This window comes from Rhodococcus sp. 15-649-2-2 (assembly GCF_002258645.1).
Lineage (GTDB): Bacteria > Actinomycetota > Actinomycetes > Mycobacteriales > Mycobacteriaceae > Rhodococcoides.
Map to the genome: position 1 here is coordinate 58372 of NZ_NPFM01000015.1, position 19886 is coordinate 78257.

Here is a 19886-nt window from a genome sequence, read left to right on the forward strand (position 1 = left end):
CACCTCGCCCGTAGGAGAGAACATGAGCTCGACAACACTGCCGGCCCCGGGCTCGGGTTCGGAACCGACGTCCACCACCGACCATTCGGATCTCGCGGCCCTGGGCTACGACCAGCAGCTGCACCGCAGTCTCGGCAAGTACGCGTCGTTCGCCGCTGGTTTCTCGTTCGTCTCGATCCTCACCACCATCTTCCAGCTCTTCGGCCTCGGCTTCAGCTTCGGCGGTCCGGCCTTCTTTCTCACCTGGCCGCTGGTGTTCCTCGGCCAGTTCATGGTGGCCCTCAACTTCGCCGAACTCGCCGCGCGCTATCCCATCTCGGGTGCCATTTACCACTGGTCACGCCGCATGGGCGGTGAACTGGTCGGGTGGTTCGCCGGATGGTTCATGATCATCGCGCAGATCGTCACCGCTTCCGCCGCCGCCATCGCATTGCAGGTCGTACTCCCCAGCGTCTGGGGCGGATTCCAGTTCATCGGTGAAGACACCGCGCTCACCTCGCCGAGCGGAGCTGCCAATGCCGTTGTGCTCGGATCGATTCTGCTGGTACTCACCACCACCATCAACTGCATCGGCGTGAACTGGATGTCGCGCATCAACAGCATCGGCGTCACCTGCGAGATCGTCGGCGTCATCGCGCTGGTGCTGGTGTTCTTCACCCATGCCGAGCGCGGACCGCAGGTCGTCTTCGATACCGGAAGTGCCGGAGCCGATCCCGGTTACATCGGGGCCTGGATCATCTCGGGCCTGATGGCCGCCTACGTCATGGTCGGCTTCGGCTCGGCAGGCGAGCTCGCCGAGGAAACCCGCAATCCCCGACGCGTCGCACCGCGCACCATCCGCCTCGCACTGTCGGCATCGGCTCTCGGCGGTGGCCTGATGATCGTCGGCGCACTCATGGCGGCACCGAGCCTCACCGACGGTCAGCTTGCGACCCAGGGCCTTCCGTACGTCATCGACTCGATCCTCACGTCCCCGTGGGGCAAGGTCCTGCTCATCGACGTCGCCATCGCCGTGTTCATCTGCACCCTCGCCATCCAGACCGCGGCCTCGCGGCTTATGTTCTCGATGGCCCGCGACGGTCGGCTTCCCGCGTCCGCCGCCTTGGCAAAAGTCAACTCGCGCACTGGTACTCCCATCGCGCCCTCGGTGCTCATCGGCGTGGCCTGCGTGGCAATCCTCGCGGTCAACGTCGGCAACTCCGCGATCTTCACCACGCTGTCGAGCGTGTGCATCGTGCTGATCTACCTCGCCTACATGATGGTCACCGTCCCACTGCTGATCCAGCGACTCAAGGGCTGGCCGCACGGCGGAGTGCAGAAGGACGCCGACGGCGAGAAGCTCTTCACCCTCGGCCGCCTCGGCCTGCCCGTCAACATCGCCGCAGTGCTCTACGGCGGCCTGATGGTGATCAACCTGTCGTGGCCGCGGGCCGAGATCTTCGACCCCACCGGCGAATTCCCCTTGCTGCGGTGGGCCGCACCACTGACCGTCCTCGCCGTGATCGTCGTAGGCATCGCCTGCCTTCCCCACGGCAAAGCACACCCCAAGCCCGTCACGATCGGAGCCTGAACCATGAGCACCGCAACAACGTATTCCGCCAAAGAACACGCACGATCCCAGGCGACGGTCGCGCCCGCACCCACAGCACCGGAGGGCATCTCGGAGCTCACCTGGGCAGAATCGGTGCCCGGCGGAAGCTACACCACCAAGGTCCTGGCTCGCGGAACCCGCCTGCGTCTCGTCGACGTCGATGGTGCTGCCTGCGCCAACCTGCTGCTCTATCGCGTCGACGCGCCGTGGGAACGGCTCAACACCGCCGACACCGTCAAGGTTCCCTGGCAGGCGTACCTCAGCGCAGGCCATCCCCTGCTCTCGGACCAGGGCCGAGTGCTGGCGACCATCGTCGACGACACGTCCGGCCATCACGATGCGTTGTGCGGCACAACATCCTCCGCTACGAACACCGCCAAATACGGAGTGAGCGGGCCACATTCGTCGGCCCCATCGGGGCGTGAACTGTTCACCCTCGCCGCAGCCAAGCACGGACTCGAACCGCGGGATGTGGCACCGTCCCTGTCGTTCTTCCACGGTGTCACCGTCGCCGCGGACGGCGGCCTCGTCAGCACAGGCTCGGCCGGCCCGGGACGCTCGGTGGATCTGCTCATCCATCTGCCGGTGATCGTGTTGCTCGCCAACACCGCTCACCCGCTCGACCCCAGCCTCGAGTACCCCACAACGACACTCGACGTTCTGGCCTGGAAGGCACCCGAAGAGCTGCTCTCGCTCGACAACACCGAACCGGAATACCAGCGTGCAGTGCAGAACACCGAGACCGCATGGAAGGCAGCGCAATGACCGCGAGCACCCTCGAGACCACGATCGTCAGAGACGAAATCGCACCGGCATTCGGTCCCTGGTCTGCCATCGTCGAGGCCGGTGACGTCCTGACCATCGTCGACCTGTACGGCAATCAGGCCGTCGACACCCTGCTGTACAGCGCACACGACCACTCGCTCCGTTACTCCGCCGCCGCGACGGTCACCGCGCAACAGAACTTGTTCCTCACCACCGGAACCGTTCTGCGCAGTGATGATTCGACGCCGTTGATGACGATCGTCGAGGACGAGGTAGGCAACCACGACACCGTCGGCGGAGCGTGCTCCAAGGAATCGAACACTCTGCGCTACGGCCACCACACCCAGCACCAACACGCCTGCGTCGAGAACTTCCTCATCGAAGGTTCCAAGTGGGGTCTCGGCAAGCGAGACCTGGCCCCCAACATCAACTTCTTCATGAACGTCCCCGTCGACGCGGACGGCACCCTCGGCATCGTCGACGGCTTGTCGGCCCCCGGCAAGAAGCTCTCACTGCGTGCCGAGATCGACACCCTCGTGTTGGTCTCGAACTGCCCGCAGATCAACAACCCCTGCAACGGATTCGACCCCACGGCGGTTCAGATGATCGTGACGCGAGAGTCGGCGGGGGCATGAACGCGGTGAATTCGACAGCGGCCAAGATGACCGTCCAGCGGCCCGGAATGCTCACCACGGTCCAGGACTGGCCGGGACGCGTCGGCTACTGGAAGGTGGGCGTGCCGCCGTCGGGACCGATGGACGATCTGTCGTTCCGCCTCGGCAACACCGCGCTCGGCAACCCCGAGGGTGCACCGGGACTCGAATCGACCATGGCCGGGCCGGCATTGACGTTCGACGCCGATACCTACATCTGCGTCACCGGAGCGGCGGTGCCGGTGCGCATCGACGGAAAATCGGCACCGCAGTGGCGACCCGTGCTGGTCCCCGCCGGTGCAAAGCTGGACGTGGGCACCACCACCGGCCACGGGCTGCGGGTGTACGTACTGATCCAGGGCGGCCTGGACGTCGAGGATTACCTCGGCAGCGCAGCAACATTCACTCTCGGCAAGTTCGGCGGACACCGCGGCGGCATCCTGGGCGAGGGCGACATCATCGGACTGGCCGGCCGCTCCGACAACTCCGCCGTCCTCGGACCCATCCCGATGGAACACCTGCCGGTGCTGACGTCCGCCTGGGACATCGCCGTCACCGAAGGCCCGCACGGCGCGCCCGAGTTCTTCACCCGAGACGACATCGACACCCTCTACGCCACCCGCTACGAGGTGCACTTCAATTCCGATCGCACCGGAGTCCGGCTGATCGGTCCCAAGCCGCAGTGGGCTCGCGCCGATGGCGGCGAGGCCGGACTGCACCCGTCCAACATCCACGACAACGCCTACAGCGTCGGTGCATTGGACTTCACCGGTGACACCCCGATCCTGCTCGGCCCCGACGGACCCAGCCTCGGCGGATTCGTCTGTCCCGTTACCGTTGTCGCAGCCGAACGCTGGAAGCTCGGCCAACTTCGTCCCGGAGACACCATCCGATTCGTTCCGGTCCGGGCTGCGGCCACCGCACCGTTGGGATCGCTCGGCCTCGCCCGGCGCGCATCACTGCCCGCAGTCTTCTCCGCCGGCGGTGACGGCGACGACGGCGTCATCGCTCGACGCGACGCCGATACGTGCGTCACCTATCGCCGGTCGGGCGACGACAACGTGCTAGTCGAATACGGCGACATGAAACTCGACCTCACCCTGCGAGCGCGGGTGCACGCGCTGCACCAGCGGATCGAGGGCATCGCACCCCGAGGCCTGCTGGACCTGACACCGGGAATCCGCTCACTGCAGGTGAAGGTGAATCCCGATGTGCTGTCGATCGATTCGCTGATGGGACTGCTCGCCGAGGTCGAGGACGATCTACCCGCAGCCTCGGAACTCGTGGTGCCCAGCCGCCAGGTTCGCCTGCCGCTGTCGTGGGACGACCCGTCGACCAGGGAAGCGATCCAGCGATACATGCATGGTGTGCGCGCCGACGCCCCGTGGTGTCCCTGGAACATCGAGTTCATCAGGCGGATGAACGGACTCGATTCCGTTGCAGACGTTTTCGACACCGTGTTCGCCGCCGACTACATGGTGCTCGGACTCGGTGACGTGTACTTGGGCGCTCCGGTGGCGACGCCACTCGACCCACGCCACCGCCTGGTGACGACGAAGTACAACCCGGCGCGCACGTGGACGCCGGAGAACGCCGTCGGCATCGGCGGAGCGTACCTGTGCATCTACGGCATGGAAGGCCCCGGCGGATACCAGTTCGTAGGCCGAACCACGCAGGTGTGGAACCACAGTGCCGCGTACAGCGGCGGGCCGTTCGAGGAAGGAACCCCCTGGCTGTTGCGGTTCTTCGACCGAATCTCCTGGTACTCGGTGGAACCCGAGGAGCTGATGGATCTGCGCGCCGATCTGGCGGCCGGCCGCGGGGGTGGAGTGGAGATCACCGACGGTGAATTCTCCCTCGCCGAGCATCAGAACTTCCTCGAGACCAACGCCGAGTCCATCGACGAGTTCCGCGCGTCGCAGGCCGTGGCCTTCGGAGCCGAGCGAGACGCGTGGTCGGCAGCCGGAGAATTCGATACGACGAAGGGCAGAACCGATGCGGCCTGAGGTACGAGAGCGAGTTCTACTGGCGTACAAACGTATTGCCGAGGTGGACCGCCCCGAGGTGTGGATCACCCTGCGCGACGAGAACGACGTGCTGGCCGAGGCCACGGCTCTCGAACATGCCCTGGAGGCAGGCGCAGATCTGCCGCTCGCCGGCGTGCTGGTTGCGGTCAAGGACAACATCGACGTGGCAGGCCTGCCCACTACTGCCGCCTGCCCCGAATTCGCCTATGCGCCGACAGAATCCGCCACTGCCATCGAGCGCCTGACGAGCCAGGGCGCACTGGTGCTGGGCAAGACCAACCTGGATCAGTTCGCCACCGGACTGGTCGGCACTCGTAGCCCCTACGGGGCAGTGCGCTGCGCCTGGGACCCCACGCTGGTCTCGGGCGGATCCAGCTCCGGCTCCGCTGCTGCGGTGGCACTGGGCATCGCGGACATCGGAATCGGCACCGACACAGCCGGTTCGGGACGAGTACCCGCCGCGTTCCACGGCTTGGTGGGAATCAAGGCCTCATTGGGAATCGTGCCCAATACCGGCGTGGTGCCCGCCTGTGCCGACTACGACTGCGTCACCGTGCTGGCTCACGATCTCGACAGTGCCACGGCGGCAATGAAAGTGATGACCGGGCCTACCGCTACCGATCCACGCAGCCGGGCCTGGCCCGCCGACGTTCGACTGGCCGCATCGCCGAAGCCCCGCGTTGCCGTTCCGCGAGGTGAAGACTTGGCATCGTTGAGCCCGGCGTACCGTCGGGCATTCGAAGAGACGGTCGCAGGCCTGGCCGAGAAGGGCTTCACCCACGTCGAAGTCGATATCTCGGGGTTGCTCGACGCGGCAAAGCTGCTCTACGACGGAGCCATTGTGGCGCAGCGGTACTCGGCCGTCGGGAAGTTCCTCGACACCGCGCCCGCCGGGGCCGATCCCACCGTGGCCGCGATCGTCGGATCGGCGGCGGAGCCGTCCGCCCACCGGTACGTGGACGATCTCGCCGCTCTCGCCGAAGCCGAGACTGCGGCCCGCGCACTGCTGAACGGGTTCGACGGTCTACTGCTGCCCACCACCACCGAACACCCGACTATCACTGCGGTGCAATCGGATCCGATCGGCATCAATCGTCGCCTCGGTACGTTCACCAACTTCTGCAATCTGCTCGACATGGCAGCGGTGGCGGTTCCCGGCACCCCGGCGTCGGACGGCAGTCCGTTCGGAGTCATGTTCGTCGTCCCCGCGTTCGAGGATCAGATCGCGATCGACCTCGCCGCTCGACTGGTTGGCATTGCTTCTCCGTCGCTGATCGACGACGGTATCGAGGTGTTGGCCGTAGGAGCGCACCTGCGTGGTTTTCCGGTGCACCACCAATTGACCGAACGCGGCGCACGGTTCAGCGGGGAGGTGACCACATCTGCGGACTATCGACTCGTGGATCTGCACACCACCCCACCCAAGCCCGGGCTGGTGCGGAGAGAAGCCGAAGGCGCACCCATTTCCGGCGAGCTCTATCGCATGTCCGCTGCTGCGCTCGGCACCTTCCTGGCGGGGTTGCCCGCGCCGATGGGGCTGGGGCCGGTCGAGTTGTCGGACGGGCGCTGGGTCACCGGGTTCTGCTGCGCACACGATGCGGCCGAGAAAGGAACCGACATAACCGAATTCGGCGGGTGGCGCGCATACATGGCTCAAGCCGGGACCGGTTTGCCCCCGTCGGTCGCCACGCGCACAGCGAGCAGTCCGAGCACCGTACCCATGAGATAACGCTGCATCTTCAGCCAGGTGGGCCGGACGGCGAGGAATCGGGCGATCGATCCGGCCAGCACCACGATCGCCAGGTTGACCGCCACCGCGACGGCGATCTGCACGCCGCCGAGCGTGAAGCCCTGCAGCAGAAGGTGACCGGCCGCGGGATCGACGAACTGCGGAATGACCGAGATGTACATGATCGCGATCTTCGGATTCAGCAGGTTGGTCACCAGACCCATGGTGAACAGCCGCTGGGTCGAATCCTGTTGCAGCTCGGTCGGTTCGAATGCCGAGACGCTCCCGCGCAGAGCCTGCACCGCCAACCAGGCGAGGTAGGCGGCACCCGCCAGCTTGACCACTGTGTACAACGCGGGCACGGCCGTGAACACCGCTGCCAGGCCGAGATTGGTGGCCGTCAGATAGACGAGGAAGCCGACGGCCACACCTGCGAGCGACACCATTCCCGCCCGCCTGCCTTGCGAGATGCTTCTCGAGACGAGGTAGATCATGTTGGGCCCCGGCGTCAGAACCAACGCCAGGGCCACCGCGAACACCCCGATCACAGCGGAATACGAGACCATGGTGTCGAGCATGGGCGACCGAGGCCGACCGCTCCATGGCCAGTTGCCATGTCGTGGTTACCTACCCGGCGCGCACGGCCTCCGCGACCGCGTCACCTATCCCCGCCATTCCGGCAGCCGTCGGGTGCAGTGGCGCAGCGGGATTCTGTGGGATGACTCCCTCGAAGTACCGCTGATCGGGAGCGACGCAGACGTCGTGGCCCACACTCAGCGCCTCGGTGTCGACGAACTCGGCACCGTGTTCGTCGGCCTGAGTCTTCAGGGCCTCGTTCATCGCGGTGATGCTGCCCTGGATGTAGTCGGCGTCCTCGGGCAGCATCGGCTGAGTGGGGAAGCAGCCACCGTCCGGCAGATACGTGCCGTAACCGACGACCAGGATCCGCGCGTCGGGCGCACGTTCGGTCACCGCGTCGAGCATGGCTCCCCAGTTCGGTGCCTTCTCCGCGATGGCTGCGGCGACGGTGTCGACGCCGCCCGCAGTGAGCCGGTCCTTGCAGACGTTGGTCGCCGACGACGCCGTGAAGGTCAGGCAGCCGACGGCCGTCGACACCAGTCCGATGTCGTTTCCGCCGATCGTGATCGTCACGAGATCGGTGTCTGCAGACAGAGCATCGAGCTGCACCGGAACGTCACCGCTGGACGTGGCCTGCGGAGTGGAGACGATGTTCTCGGTGATCGCACCCGAGCACGTCACGTCGACGAACGAAGCGACAGCGAGCTCTTCCGCGAGAACGTGCGGGTAGTTGGAGTCGGATTGCTGGCATCCCGGCGCGCCGACCTGGTTGGGAATGCGCGGGCCCGACGCGGCCGAATCCCCGAGGGCCACGTAGTCGAGCGAGGCGGAAGAGCTCGCAGTCGGCGCGGGAGATCCCGTCGTGCATGCCGTGAGCGCACAGGCGGCCGCAGCAACACCGCTGAGGATTCCCTGGATTCTCACAGCCTCGACGCTACCGCTGCCGGTAGCCTCGACCGGGTTGTCCGCACGAAACATCTACACAACGAAGGCAGGAACATTTCATGATCACCAATTTCATCAACGCGATCCTCGGCGGCTTCGGCTCCATCTCCGCAGGCAGCAGCGGCTTCGAGCTGGCACCGGGCACTCTGCCTTTCGGCCTGTAGAGAGCGGCCGATCGAGCACCCGTGCGGTGCCGACGGTTCGTCCGGCACCGCACGGGTACACGGCACCCATGACTGATCCCAAGCACGATGAGAACTCTGCCCCCGACGCCGAGAAGGACGTCACGTCAGACCCGGCCGCGGCGGCGGAAGACAACGATTGGTCGAGCGAAGGCGGCGCAATCGAAACCGGCCCCGCGACCTCGGACGAGCGCACCGACAGCAACTAGCCGGTCAGCCGGCGGGGAGCGGCCCGCAACGTGCGGACGTCGCCGTCGGCGACGATGTGTTCCACCGTTTCGCCTCGGGCACGCTTCGATCCGTCGACGGTGAAGTTCACCCGGGCGTCACCGAGCCAATCCACGCCGACGACGATTCCGACGGTTCCCTTGGGGATACCGCTGCGCCACCGCACGCGTCCCAGATTTCGGACCGCGACAACGGTCTCGCCGATCTCGAAATGCCCCATACGCCCCCCCGGCTCGATTCTTACCGACCAGTAGACCTCGAGCGAACTGCCTGTTCAAGCGGTGCATCCGCGCTTACCGGCAGTAGCGGCAGTGCGGTGGATGGCCATTCCGGGTCGAAACCACTCCATTCCCCGGTTAGGCCGACCCAATCACGCCTAGCGGTATTCTCCTCTTGAATATGTTGCTGGATTGGCAATTATTCTTGCCAATGTATTGCAGTTGGCCGCAGACTTCCGGGCATGACATCAGACACTGTTCACCACACCCTGGTCGACGCGATCATCGTCGGCGGCGGCGTTGCCGGTCTCAGCGCTGCCGTGGCCCTCGGCCGGTCCCGACGCTCGGTCGTGGTCGTCGACGCCGGCGACCCCCGCAATGCGCCTGCAGCACATTCGCACAACTACCTCACCCGTGACGGCGAGTCGCCGCTCGAACTGGTCCGGCTCGGCCGCGACGAGGCACGTCGCTACGGGGTCCACATCATCGAGGCCACCGTCCGGTCGGCAATCCGCACCGAATCCGGGTTCGAGGTCACACTTGCCGACGGCTCCGTCGTGCGTGGCCGCCGCCTGTTGGTCACCACCGGCCTCACCGATGTTCTCCCGAACATTCCAGGCCTTGCCGAGCGGTGGGGCCGCGATGTACTGCACTGCCCGTACTGCCACGGCTGGGAAGTCCGCGACCACAGAATCGGAATCATCGGTAGCCCACTCGTCGGACATCAGGCGCAGATGTGGCGTCAGCTCACCGAACACGTCACGGTGTTCGCACACCTGGCACCGGAACTCACCGACGAGGATCAGGCCCGTCTGGCCGCCCGCGGCATCGAGGTGGTGGACGAGGAGATCGCTCGGGTGGACGTCGCCGACGACGCGATCGTGGGCGTCACGCTGGCGGACGGGCGGCAGGTCCGACTCGACGCGTTGGTCGTGGGACCCAACTTCACCTCTCGCGCCGACATCCTGGTCTCGCTCGGAATCGGCACCACCGAGATGGTGATGAACGACCACGTTCTCGGCACCTACATCGAGGCCGACCCCGTCGGCGCCACCTCTGTGCCCGGTGTCTGGGTGGCGGGTAACGTCGCCGCGCCGATGGACACGGTGGTCGCTGCCTCGGCTGCCGGAGTGCGAGCCGGTGCTGCGATCAACGGTGACCTGATCGAAGAGGACGTCCGCATCGCAGTCCAGCGGAGCACGTCCGCGGTGGCGACCTGACAGCTGTGCCTCCTTAGGAGAGATCTGTCACCGAATCCACTGACCGAAGACGTATATTCACCGATGGAGGCGTCGAGAAAGAAGCGGTGTGCAGGCCGCGAGCGAGAAGGAAGAGGTCCTTCGATGAATACGAAGGTCGCTGCGCCCTTTGCCGTCCAATCCAAACGAACAGCAGGACTGGCCGCCGTGGTCGTCGTAGCCACCACTTTCTTCGTTCTCGGCGACGCCGATGTGCGGGCCGGCGTCCTGGCCACAGTCGCCGTCGGCTCGGTGCTTGCCATCAGCGCCGCCATTCGCCGATACCGTCCCGACGACTCTCGATGCTGGTGGGCACTGTTCGGGGCCTCGGTACTGTTCATGTTCGGCGTCTCGCTCCGTAGCGATCCCAGCACGCTGACCCATTCCTTCACGTTGCTACCCGACCTGTTCACCCTCACCGGGTACGTACTCGTCGGATACGCACTGTCGCGGTGGATCCGAGATCGCCAGTCGATCGACGACATAACACCACTGGTCGACGCGGGCCTGATCTTCCTCGGCACCCTGTTTCTGTCGTGGTTGCTGTTCATCTCACCGGCCCTCGAATCCTCGCACTCGTCGGCATCGACTGTGGTGAACGGCGTGTACCCAGCGATCGACGCAGCGCTGATCACGCTGACCACCTACCTGTTGTACTCGTCCAAACCCCGCACAGCGGCGTTGCAGTGGGCGCTGATCGCGCTGATTGCGACGCTCGTCGGAGACGTTTCGTACGCATTCGCTGCCACGACTGCCGACGCGCCGTCCTCGGGGTTGCTCGACGGTATCTACCTCTTCGCGTACCTCTCCCTGGCGATGGCAGCACTCGATCCGTCGATGCGCACCGTCTCTCAGCGGCAGGATCCGGCACCCGCGCACAGCAACCGCCGGGTCGTGTTCGTGGTAATGCTGCTGGTCGTGTGCGCCACCGTGCCCCTACTGGGTTCGGCGGTCTCCACCGGAGACCTGGTCGTGCGTTCGCTGCTGCTGGCCTCGATCCTGGTCGGTGCCTTTCTGCGCGGCGAACGCGCACTCACCAGAGTTCAGTTCGGCAAGGAGCACGCCAAGTATCTCGCGGCTCACGACCTGTTGACCGGCCTGCCGAACCGCACGATGCTGGACGAGGAATACGCCCGACACGAGCGCTCGCAGGCTCCTGGACGCACCTGCGTCCTGTTCGTCGACCTCGACAACTTCAAGATCGTCAACGACTCGTACGGCCACCGCGTCGGTGACGAACTGATCGTCGCCGCGGCGCGGCGTATCCGCGCCGCCGTCGGTGCCGGCGACTCCGTCGTCAGATACGCGGGCGACGAATTCGTCATCCTGTCCCGGTGCGATCGTCTCGGCGCAGAAGCGTTGGCCCGTCGCATCATCGACCGAATGAACGAGCCGTTCCCGCTCAGCGCTGCGATGGCCTACGTCACGGCATCGGTCGGCATCGCCGATGCAGATCGACTGCACGACGCCATCCGCGAGGCCGATACCGCGATGTATCACGCCAAATCCCTCGGCGCGGCGCGCTACGCGTTCTTCGACGAATCCTTGCGCGCACGTGCCACTTCCGCAATGGAGACCACAACCGCGCTGCGCGGCGCGATCAGACGCGGCGAGCTCGAGGTGTACTACCAGCCGATCGTCGACACCGCCTCGCGCACTACCGTCGTCTACGAGGCGCTCCTCCGCTGGAACAGGGAAGGCCGGGTGAGTACCCCCAACGAATTCATTCCGATTGCCGAATCGACGGGCCTGATCAAGGAGATCGGAGAATGGGTGCTGCGGTCCGCACTCTCGGATCTGGTGACGCTGCGCGCGCACGGTCAGGACGTCACGATGTCGGTGAACGTGTCCCCGATGCAACTACGGGACGACTCGCTGCCGACCATCGTGAGAGGACTGCTCGACGAGTACGGCCTCAGCGGAGCGGATCTGGCGCTGGAGATCACCGAAAGCGTTCTGATCGACGACATCGGCACGGCGAAGAGCCTTCTCGATCGGCTCGCTGCCATGGGTGTTCTCATCGTGCTCGACGACTTCGGAATCGGCTACTCCTCGTTGAACAGGTTGCGCGCGATGCCGATCGCACTGCTCAAGATAGACAAGTCCTTCGTGCACGAGATCGGGCACTCCGAATCCGATACTCAACTGATTCGCGCGATCGTCGCCATGGCGTCGGCCCTGCCGGTGAGAACGGTGGCCGAGGGCGTCGAGACCGAGGCGCAGGCCTCGATCATCGAGTCGCTCGAATGCGGCTTCGCGCAGGGTTTCCTGTTCGGCAGGCCTGCACCCATCGCACACTGGCTGCTCGAATCGGCGCAGCGACGGTGATCACGGTGTTAGCGTCGGGCGGTGTCTGCAACCGGAATGCGCCCACTCCGCTCGACCGCTCTTGCCTGTGCTCTCCTGCTGGTACCGCTCGCCGCGTGCAACAGCAGTGACAGCACCGGCACCGACTCCGCTGCCGAGAACAGTTGCGTTCTCGGTGCCAGCGGCGGCACCCCGGTAGGAGCGACACCAAGCGCGAGCTCGGGCGACATCTCCACCAATCCGGAAGTCGCGACCGGATATCGATCGAACATGGCACCGGTGGAGACAGCCTCGTACTCGGTCTCGACGGCAAACCCGGTGTCGACCGAAGCAGCCTGCGAGGTGCTGCGTGACGGCGGCACCGCGGCCGACGCACTGATCGTCGCGCAGACGGTGCTCGGCCTCGTCGAACCGCAGTCGTCCGGAATCGGCGGCGGTGCATTCCTGATGTACTACGACGCGGCGTCCGGCGAGGTGCAGAGCTACGACGGCCGCGAGACCGCTCCGATGAGCGCCACCGGCGACTACCTGCGATACATCGACGATGTGAACCGCACTGTGCCACAACCCGATGCACGGTCCAGTGGCCGATCGATCGGCGTACCGGGCGTCCTGCGGATGCTCGAGCAAGCCCACGACGATCACGGCGACAAGCCGTGGGGGGATCTCTTCCAGCCTGCAATCGGTCTCGCCGACAACGGAATCGAGATCAGCCCGCGCATGGCCTCGTCCATCGCCGACTCGGCACCGAAGCTCGCCCTCGACCCCGCATCCAAGGCCTACTTCCTGCAGCCGGACGGCACCGGAAAGCCCGCCGGGACGGTTCTGAACAACCCGGCGATGTCGAAGACGCTGTCTGCCATCGCAACCGACGGTGCCGACGCCTTCTACACCGGCGACATCGCCCAGGCCATCGTCGACGCGACGGCCGATACCACCGCGGGCCGCACCCCCGGGCAGATCACACTCGACGACCTCGCCGGATACGAACCCAAAACCCGCACGGCCGTATGCACCGAGTACCGCGACCACGACATCTGCGGCATGCCGGGACCGTCGTCGGGCGGCATCGCAGTGGCGTCGACGATGGGCATTCTGTCCAACTTCGATCTGGCGCAGTACGCGCCGACGGGAATGGACGCCAACGGCGGTACCCCGACGGCCGAGGCCGTGCACCTGATCTCCGAGGCCGAGCGACTGGCCTACGCCGATCGCGACAAGTACGTGGCCGATCCGGACTTCGTACCCCTGCCCGGCGGATCCCCCGACGCCTTGCTCGACCCCAAATATCTCAGCAGCAGAGCGGGACTCATCGACGAGTCCAAGTCGATGGGTACCGCGCAGCCCGGCGACTTCGGCCCGGTTCAGTTCGCTTCGTCCACCGACCCCGAGCACGGCACCAGCCACATCTCCATCGTCGACAGCGAGGGCAACGCAGCCTCGATGACGACGACCGTCGAGTCGGCATTCGGTTCGTTCCACATGGTCGACGGCTTTCTGCTCAACAATCAGCTCACCGACTTCTCCGCGGCTCCCGTGGCCGAGGACGGAACTCCCATGGCCAACCGTGTCGAGCCGGGTAAGCGTCCGCGAAGCTCGATGGCCCCGACGTTGGTATTCGACCGCGGCGACGACGGCGCGCGCGGAGATCTCGTTCTCGTCGCCGGATCTCCCGGCGGATCGGTGATCATTCAGTTCGTCGTCAAAACGTTGGTGGGACTGCTCGATTGGGGCATGGACCCACAGCAGGCGGTATCCATGGTCGACTTCGGTGCGGCCAACACCCCGTCCACCAACTACGGCGGTGAGCATCCGAACGTGACGGGTGAGAACGATCCCGTGGTCGTGAAATTGCGCGAGATGGGCCATCAGGTTTCGGTCGCAGACCAGTCCAGCGGACTGAGCGCCCTGCAGCGCACCGACGGCGGCTGGATCGGGGGAGCAGACCCCCGCCGCGAGGGTGAGGTACTGGGCGGATAGGTGCGAGCGCAGCTAGCGGTCAACTCACGAATCGATAGCCCATGCCGGTTTCGGTGATCAGATGCACCGGAGCCGCCGGATCTCGTTCCAGCTTCTGCCGCAACTGGCCGAGATAGATTCTCAGATAATGTGTTTCACGCTCGTGCCCGGGGCCCCAGACGGTCCGCAGTATGTCCTTCTGCGATACCAGCTTGCCTTCGTTGCGCACGAGCAGTTCGAGGACACCCCATTCGGTGCGGGTCAGGTGCACGCTCTCGCCTTCGCGCACAACGGTTTTCGAGGCCAGGTCGACGGTGAAGTCCTCCGTCTCGACGACAGGATCTGCCACGGTCTGCGGGCCGCGGCGCAGGGCAGCACGCAATCGCGCCAGCAGCTCGTCCATGCCGAAGGGCTTGGTCACGAAGTCGTCGGCGCCGGCATCGAGTGCCTCGACGGTATCGGCCGAGTCGGTCCGCGCCGAGAGCACCAGGATCGGCACCTCGGTCCAGCCGCGCAGACCGGCGATGACGTCGATACCGTCGATGTCGGGTAGGCCGAGATCGAGAATCACGATGTCCGGGTGGAAGTTCGCAGCCACCCGCAGCGCCTCACCGCCGGTTGCGGCACTGACGACCTCGAACCCGCGCACGTTGAGATTGATCCGCAGCGCTCGCACGATCTGTGGCTCGTCGTCGACGACGAGCACCCGCACCTTCACCTACTCGCCGCCTTCAGCTCCACCGTCATCGTCAGCCCGCCGCCGTCCGTGTTCGATGCCGTGACGGTACCGCCCATGGCTCGGACGAATCCGCGCACCACCGACAGTCCCAGCCCGACGCCTATCGAGTTGTCGCGGTCCCCCAGGCGTTGGAACGCGTCGAACATCGTTTCCTCGGCTCCCGCGGTGATGCCGGGGCCGTGATCGACGACCGAGATGGTTGCCCGCTCGCCGTGCACCGCGGCCCTGACCGTGATGTCGCCGGTGGGCGCGTACCGGGCGCTGTTGTCCACCAGGTTCGCCAGCACCCGTTCGAGCAGGCCAGGGTCTGCCAGTACTTCGACGTCACCCACCTCGACCCGCACACGATCGTCTGCTTGGACCAGCGCGCCGCTCAGCACGTCGTCGACGAAAACGGGACGCAGACTCGGTTGGACAACACCGGCTTGCAGCCGCGAGGAGTCGAGCAAATTGCTCACCAGAGCGGTCAGCTGATCGGCCGATTCGTCGATCGTGGCGAGCAATTCCTCGGTGTCCTCGGGTGAGAACTGCACGTCGGTGCTGCGCAGAGACGAGGACGCCGCCTTGACAGCGGACAGTGGCGTCCGGAGATCGTGGCTGACGGCCGAGAGCAATGCTCGACGCAGCGCATCGGCCTCGGCGAGCGCATTGGCCCGGCTGGCTTCCTCGGCCAGCCGAGACTGACGAACCATGCCCGCGGCCTGATTTGCCACCGCTGCGAGCACCCGCCGATCGTGGGCGCGCGTGCGTTCCCCGACGAGCAACAGCGTGAAGTCGCCTGCGTCCACCTCGGTGTCGGCTCCGGTTCGATCGATCGGGGCCTGCTCACCCGCGCTGCCCACGATCGACTGAGACTGGTTGTCCCACAGCGCCACGCCACTCTGGCGATAGGTCTCACGGGCGCGCTCGAGCAGTGCCGTCAGGTCGGCTCCGCGGAGCACCGATCCGGCGAACAGTGTCAACAGTTCGGCTTCCTGGGTCGCCCTCCGTGCCTGACGCGTCCGCCGGGCTGCGGCATCGACCAGCGCGGCGACGGCAACGGCCATCAGCAGCAGCACGACGGTGACGACAAAATTTTCCGGCTCGGCGATGGTGAGGCTGTACCGGGGTGTGGTGAAGAAGTAGTTGAGCAGGAATCCCGCGATCAACGCCGAGAGTGCCGCCGGCGCAACTCCTCCCAGCAGCGCAACGCAGAGCACCACCATGAAGAACAGAGCACTCTCGCCGCTGGAGTCGAAGTTCGGTCCGACCGTGCTCAGTACGGCGGCGGCGAGGCAGGGCACCAGTACGGCGGCGACCCACGCCAGAATTCGTCGCCGCCCCGAATCGACCTGGATGCCCCTGCGGCGGGCTTGCTCGGCGTGAGTGACCATGTGCACGTCGATCTTTCCCGAGTTCTGCACCACTGCTGCGCCGATGCCCTCGTCCAGGATCCGCGCCGCGCGCGACCGTCTCGAGGTACCGATCACCAGCTGGGTTGCATTCACCCCGCGGGCGAAGTCGAGCAGCGTCGTCGGCACGTCGTCGCCGACGACGCTGTGGACGCTCGCACCGAGCCCGGCGGCGAGCCTGCGCACCGAGCCCATCTGCGCTGCCGATACTCCCATCAGGCCGTCGCCGCGGACGATGTGCAGCACCATCAGCTCCGCACTGGATTTCGAGGCGATGCGACTGGCGCGGCGCAGCAGCGTCTCCGATTCCGGTCCGCCGGTCACGGCCACCACCACGCGCTCGCGGGCTTCCCACGTCTCGGTGATGCGATTGTCCTTGCGGTACTTCACCAATGCCGCGTCGACCTGATCGGCGATCCACAACAGTGCGAGTTCCCGCAGCGCCGTCAGGTTGCCGCCCCGGAAGTAGTTGCTCAGTGCCGCGTCGACCTTCTCGGCGGCGTAGACGTTGCCGTGCCGCAGCCGACTGCGGAGCGCCTCGGGAGTGATGTCGACCAGTTCCACCTCGTCGGCAGCACGAACGACGCTGTCGGGCACGGTCTCTCGCTGCGGCACCCCGGTGATCTGCTGCACCACGTCGTTGAGGGATTCGAGGTGCTGGACATTGAGTGTCGAGATGACGTCGATGCCGGCATCGAGTAGTACTTCGACGTCCTGCCAGCGCTTGCCGTGCACGCTGCCGGGGGTGTTGGTGTGCGCGAGTTCGTCGACGAGCACCACCTGGGGCTTTCGCGCCAGGACGGCGTCGAGATCGAGTTCCTGCGTCGACGACCCCCGATATTCGACGGTCGCCATCGGCAGCACTTCGATACCGTCGAGCGCCTCGATGGTCCCAGCGCGGCCGTGTGTCTCGACGACCGCTGCCACGACGTCGCAGCCCCGGCTGGTCAGTCGGTGGGCCTCACCGAGCATCGCGAAGGTCTTGCCGACGCCCGGTGCCGCGCCGAGGTAGATCCGCAGCTCACCCCTGTCCGCCACAGTCTGTCTCCTCACCCGGCCGGTACGGCTAGCGCTCCTCGATGTCGTCGACGCGTATCTCGACCACATCGCGCCCGAGGGTGACGCCCAGCAGGTCCGACACGGTATCGATCGCGATGGTCGCCAGCTCGTCTCCCGCGGCCTGCAGGTCGTCGCCGTACACCCCGATCATTGCGACGAACAGACCGATGCAGGCATGGTCGTCGAGGTCGAGTTCGATCTCGGTGGGCTGTGCGCCGTGCACGTCCGCCAGTGCACGACGAAGCGTCGTCTTGACGATGTGGTCACTGACCCGGAGTGAGTCCGCCGGTCCGGCAGCAGAGCCAGAGGGGAACGCGCTGTCGATCGGCCACGTCCGTCTGGTGGTGTTGCGTACCTTCGTGATGATGGACGCGCTGATGTCCACCCAATTCGGTTCCTGTGGTGCGTCCCGAAGTTCGGTGGCAGCACGCGCGAGAACCGAATCCGGCTCTAGTGGGTTCGCCATGTTGCCAACCTTTCGCTCAATGTTGCTCGTGCTCTGGTCAACTGACCACGTACTGCTCCGGCGGACAGGGTCATGATCGCGCCGATCTCGGGGTGCGTCAGGCCCTCCACCTCGCGGAGCAGCCAGCAGGCCCGCTGACGGTAGGGCAGCTCGGCGAGTGCTGTGCCCAGCTCGGCCATGAAGCTGTCGGCCTCGACATCCGCCCCGGGATCGCTGCCCGCTCCGGTGCTCTTGCGCTCGAATACCCAATCTTCAGCGGGAGGAACGCTGCGACGTCGTCGATGATCGATCACTTTGTGCGACACCAGTGAGAACAGCCAGGTTCGCAGAGCCGAGTCCCCACGGAAGTTGTCGAGGCCCTTCCACGCTGCCACGAACGCGTCCTGCACCACCTCCTCGGCGGCACCTTGATCGGACAACATGTTGCGCGCATACCGAAACATCTCCGGGCCGTAGCGCCGGACGATCTCCTCGAACGCATCGGTCTCGCCGAGCGCCGCAGCGCCGACGAGAACGCGGTCCGACGCGTCTACCCACTCCATCGGGCCCCCGTTCACTTCATCGTGGTCATCGATCACGCCAGTCTTCGATACCGGTTTACCAGCAGACGTAATCTATGACGTAGGTCACTTTATGTGGACGTGCGTTTCGACCATCGAGCTACGACCAACTCCTGTCAGACACTGACGCACCAGACACCGAAACGAAGAGAGGCATTCATGAGCTCCACGACGGACACCAAGGCAACCGTATCCGCTGCAGGCGAAGGAAAGACCGACATCACCACCAAGTCGGATTCCGTGCTCGTCAGCTCGCAGGGCCGCACCACCATTGCCGATACCGTCGTCTCCAAGATCGCCGGCATCGCCACCCGTGAGGTTCAGGGAGTGCACGCCGTCGGCGGCGGAGCCAGCCGCGCGATCGGTGCTCTCCGTGAGCGCATCCCCGGTGCCCGCGTCAACCAGTCGCAGGGTGTCTCGGTCGAGGTCGGCGAGCGTCAGGCAGCAGTCGACATCGACATCGTCGCCGATTACGGCGTCTCCATCGCAGACCTCGCAGCGGGCATCCGCCGCAACGTCATCAACGCCGTCGAGCGCATGACCGGTCTCGAGGTCACCGAGGTCAACATCGTCGTCCACGACATCTACCTCGACGACGGCTCGGACGACGACGACACCACCGAGCCCGCCACCACCCGAGTGCAGTGACCGAGCCGCACATGACGGATCGTGACAAGTCCGAGGACATCGCCGACGCCGTTCTGGCGATCGACGGTGTCGTCGGGCTGCACGGCGGCATGTTCGGTGAGGCCGCGACGTACCTGCCCGGACGCCGTATCGCCGGCATCCGAAGCAGTGAGGACGGAACCGAGGTTCACGTGACGCTGGAGTTCGGTGTCGCGGTTCGCGAGACCGCCGATGCCGTGCGTCGCACAGTGGCAGCGATGGTCGACGGCCCCGTGCACGTCACCGTCGAGGACGTTGTGCGAGTCTGACCAGGTGAACGAGCACGCAGCGCACAACCGAGCCGCCGAGTACAAGGCGGCTCGGCGCGCTGTGGCACGTGAACATCACCCCGATATCGGCGGGGATCCGGCTCGCTACATGGCCGAACTCGCCGAGGTCGACCGCAGGTTCGCAGTTCTTCCGTCGGCACCGATCAATGCCGCCAGCGCGCCGACCGTGTTCCGCGCATCGCCGATCCCGTCACCACTGCGCACCCTGCCCAAGCGGATCGCTCGCATCCGAAAACGCGTCACCCGGCGCAACTACTTCGACATCTGACACCGCTGAATCTGATACCTCTGACT

Annotated in this window: 19 protein-coding genes; 12 read left to right on the forward strand and 7 right to left on the reverse strand. The window is 65.7% G+C overall.

The genetic code is table 11. The features are described from left to right. The first annotated feature begins 22 nt into the window (after positions 1–22). The 5 genes from CH305_RS07555 to atzF are packed head-to-tail and all read left to right on the forward strand — an operon-like array spanning position 23 to position 6765. Entirely contained in the window at positions 23–1570 is a 1548-nt protein-coding gene (locus tag CH305_RS07555; RefSeq protein ID WP_094608832.1) for an amino acid permease, read from the forward strand. A 3-nt stretch (positions 1571–1573) separates the two neighbouring features. Continuing rightward, entirely contained in the window at positions 1574–2356 is a 783-nt protein-coding gene (locus tag CH305_RS07560) for an urea amidolyase associated protein UAAP1 (protein WP_094608833.1), read from the forward strand. After that, on the forward strand, positions 2353–2991 hold the full coding sequence (locus tag CH305_RS07565) for an urea amidolyase associated protein UAAP2 (RefSeq protein ID WP_094608834.1): 639 nt from the start codon (positions 2353–2355) through the stop codon (positions 2989–2991). The genes CH305_RS07560 and CH305_RS07565 overlap by 4 nt, the downstream gene beginning before the upstream one ends. Further along, on the forward strand, positions 2988–5015 hold the full coding sequence (locus CH305_RS07570) for a 5-oxoprolinase/urea amidolyase family protein (RefSeq protein WP_094703302.1): 2028 nt from the start codon (positions 2988–2990) through the stop codon (positions 5013–5015). Before CH305_RS07565 ends, CH305_RS07570 begins: the two co-directional genes overlap by 4 nt. Beyond that, the gene (gene atzF / locus CH305_RS07575) at positions 5005–6765 is read left to right on the forward strand and encodes an allophanate hydrolase (protein ID WP_256983599.1); all 1761 of its coding nucleotides are present in this window, start codon (positions 5005–5007) and stop codon (positions 6763–6765) included. Before CH305_RS07570 ends, atzF begins: the two co-directional genes overlap by 11 nt. On the opposite strand, the gene CH305_RS07580 is transcribed toward atzF, so the two are convergent. Beyond that, complete coding sequence (locus CH305_RS07580; protein WP_094703317.1) at positions 6690–7331, reverse strand: LysE family translocator; 642 nt, start codon at positions 7329–7331, stop codon at positions 6690–6692. The two genes, atzF and CH305_RS07580, sit on opposite strands and share 76 nt — an antisense overlap. 61 nt (positions 7332–7392) lie before the next feature. Beyond that, positions 7393–8268: an SGNH/GDSL hydrolase family protein gene (locus tag CH305_RS07585; protein ID WP_256983600.1), complete on the reverse strand. Its 876-nt coding sequence runs from the start codon at positions 8266–8268 to the stop codon at positions 7393–7395. A 253-nt stretch (positions 8269–8521) separates the two neighbouring features. Here CH305_RS07585 and CH305_RS29000 point away from each other — a divergent pair, with 253 nt between their 5' ends. After that, a complete protein-coding gene (locus CH305_RS29000) occupies positions 8522–8680 on the forward strand; it encodes a hypothetical protein (RefSeq protein ID WP_165430168.1) in 159 nt (52 codons plus the stop codon). Here the strand turns inward: CH305_RS29000 and CH305_RS07595 are convergent. Next, on the reverse strand, positions 8677–8919 hold the full coding sequence (locus tag CH305_RS07595; protein ID WP_094703304.1) for a hypothetical protein: 243 nt from the start codon (positions 8917–8919) through the stop codon (positions 8677–8679). The two genes, CH305_RS29000 and CH305_RS07595, sit on opposite strands and share 4 nt — an antisense overlap. Before the next feature lie 240 nt (positions 8920–9159). Between CH305_RS07595 and CH305_RS07600 the strand changes: the two genes are divergently transcribed. From CH305_RS07600 to ggt, 3 genes are all read left to right on the forward strand, one after another. Then, positions 9160–10137, forward strand: coding sequence for an NAD(P)/FAD-dependent oxidoreductase (locus CH305_RS07600; RefSeq protein WP_094703305.1), 978 nt, complete (start codon positions 9160–9162; stop codon positions 10135–10137). A gap of 123 nt (positions 10138–10260) precedes the next feature. Continuing rightward, entirely contained in the window at positions 10261–12483 is a 2223-nt protein-coding gene (locus CH305_RS07605) for a bifunctional diguanylate cyclase/phosphodiesterase (RefSeq protein ID WP_032402274.1), read from the forward strand. 36 nt (positions 12484–12519) lie between these two features. After that, positions 12520–14442, forward strand: a complete 1923-nt coding sequence (ggt, locus tag CH305_RS07610) for a gamma-glutamyltransferase (RefSeq protein WP_094703318.1) — start codon at positions 12520–12522, stop codon at positions 14440–14442. A gap of 19 nt (positions 14443–14461) precedes the next feature. Here ggt and CH305_RS07615 read toward each other — a convergent pair whose 3' ends face one another. From CH305_RS07615 to CH305_RS07630, 4 genes are read right to left on the reverse strand one after another with little or no spacing between them, the layout of a single operon-like run. Continuing rightward, on the reverse strand, positions 14462–15139 hold the full coding sequence (locus CH305_RS07615; protein ID WP_037151943.1) for a response regulator: 678 nt from the start codon (positions 15137–15139) through the stop codon (positions 14462–14464). After that, complete coding sequence (locus tag CH305_RS07620; RefSeq protein ID WP_373454544.1) at positions 15136–17658, reverse strand: ATP-binding protein; 2523 nt, start codon at positions 17656–17658, stop codon at positions 15136–15138. Before CH305_RS07620 ends, CH305_RS07615 begins: the two co-directional genes overlap by 4 nt. Continuing rightward, positions 17618–18076: a hypothetical protein gene (locus tag CH305_RS07625; RefSeq protein ID WP_094703307.1), complete on the reverse strand. Its 459-nt coding sequence runs from the start codon at positions 18074–18076 to the stop codon at positions 17618–17620. Before CH305_RS07625 ends, CH305_RS07620 begins: the two co-directional genes overlap by 41 nt. Further along, positions 18061–18618, reverse strand: a complete 558-nt coding sequence (locus tag CH305_RS07630; protein ID WP_052058579.1) for an RNA polymerase sigma factor — start codon at positions 18616–18618, stop codon at positions 18061–18063. The genes CH305_RS07625 and CH305_RS07630 overlap by 16 nt, the downstream gene beginning before the upstream one ends. Before the next feature lie 177 nt (positions 18619–18795). Here CH305_RS07630 and CH305_RS07635 point away from each other — a divergent pair, with 177 nt between their 5' ends. The 3 genes from CH305_RS07635 to CH305_RS07645 are packed head-to-tail and all read left to right on the forward strand — an operon-like array spanning position 18796 to position 19860. Further along, positions 18796–19284 (forward strand): Asp23/Gls24 family envelope stress response protein, encoded by a 489-nt coding sequence (locus CH305_RS07635; RefSeq protein WP_032378652.1) that lies wholly within the window; start codon positions 18796–18798, stop codon positions 19282–19284. A gap of 11 nt (positions 19285–19295) precedes the next feature. Beyond that, positions 19296–19571, forward strand: a complete 276-nt coding sequence (locus tag CH305_RS07640) for an Asp23/Gls24 family envelope stress response protein (RefSeq protein ID WP_094703319.1) — start codon at positions 19296–19298, stop codon at positions 19569–19571. Between the two features lie 4 nt (positions 19572–19575). After that, positions 19576–19860, forward strand: coding sequence for a hypothetical protein (locus CH305_RS07645; RefSeq protein ID WP_094608840.1), 285 nt, complete (start codon positions 19576–19578; stop codon positions 19858–19860). Positions 19861–19886: the final 26 nt, after the last annotated feature.

Coding starts and splice junctions, on each gene's coding strand:
- CH305_RS07555 (WP_094608832.1), top strand. CDS start 23: ATGAGCTCGACAACACTGCCGGCCCCGGGCTCGGGTTCGGAACCGACG.
- CH305_RS07560 (WP_094608833.1), top strand. CDS start 1,574: ATGAGCACCGCAACAACGTATTCCGCCAAAGAACACGCACGATCCCAG.
- CH305_RS07565 (WP_094608834.1), top strand. CDS start 2,353: ATGACCGCGAGCACCCTCGAGACCACGATCGTCAGAGACGAAATCGCA.
- CH305_RS07570 (WP_094703302.1), top strand. CDS start 2,988: ATGAACGCGGTGAATTCGACAGCGGCCAAGATGACCGTCCAGCGGCCC.
- atzF (WP_256983599.1), top strand. CDS start 5,005: ATGCGGCCTGAGGTACGAGAGCGAGTTCTACTGGCGTACAAACGTATT.
- CH305_RS07580 (WP_094703317.1), bottom strand. CDS start 7,331: ATGGTCTCGTATTCCGCTGTGATCGGGGTGTTCGCGGTGGCCCTGGCG.
- CH305_RS29000 (WP_165430168.1), top strand. CDS start 8,522: ATGACTGATCCCAAGCACGATGAGAACTCTGCCCCCGACGCCGAGAAG.
- CH305_RS07595 (WP_094703304.1), bottom strand. CDS start 8,919: ATGGGGCATTTCGAGATCGGCGAGACCGTTGTCGCGGTCCGAAATCTG.
- CH305_RS07600 (WP_094703305.1), top strand. CDS start 9,160: ATGACATCAGACACTGTTCACCACACCCTGGTCGACGCGATCATCGTC.
- CH305_RS07605 (WP_032402274.1), top strand. CDS start 10,261: ATGAATACGAAGGTCGCTGCGCCCTTTGCCGTCCAATCCAAACGAACA.
- ggt (WP_094703318.1), top strand. CDS start 12,520: ATGCGCCCACTCCGCTCGACCGCTCTTGCCTGTGCTCTCCTGCTGGTA.
- CH305_RS07620 (WP_373454544.1), bottom strand. CDS start 17,658: ATGTGGTCGAGATACGCGTCGACGACATCGAGGAGCGCTAGCCGTACC.
- CH305_RS07625 (WP_094703307.1), bottom strand. CDS start 18,076: ATGGCGAACCCACTAGAGCCGGATTCGGTTCTCGCGCGTGCTGCCACC.
- CH305_RS07630 (WP_052058579.1), bottom strand. CDS start 18,618: ATGGAGTGGGTAGACGCGTCGGACCGCGTTCTCGTCGGCGCTGCGGCG.
- CH305_RS07635 (WP_032378652.1), top strand. CDS start 18,796: ATGAGCTCCACGACGGACACCAAGGCAACCGTATCCGCTGCAGGCGAA.
- CH305_RS07640 (WP_094703319.1), top strand. CDS start 19,296: ATGACGGATCGTGACAAGTCCGAGGACATCGCCGACGCCGTTCTGGCG.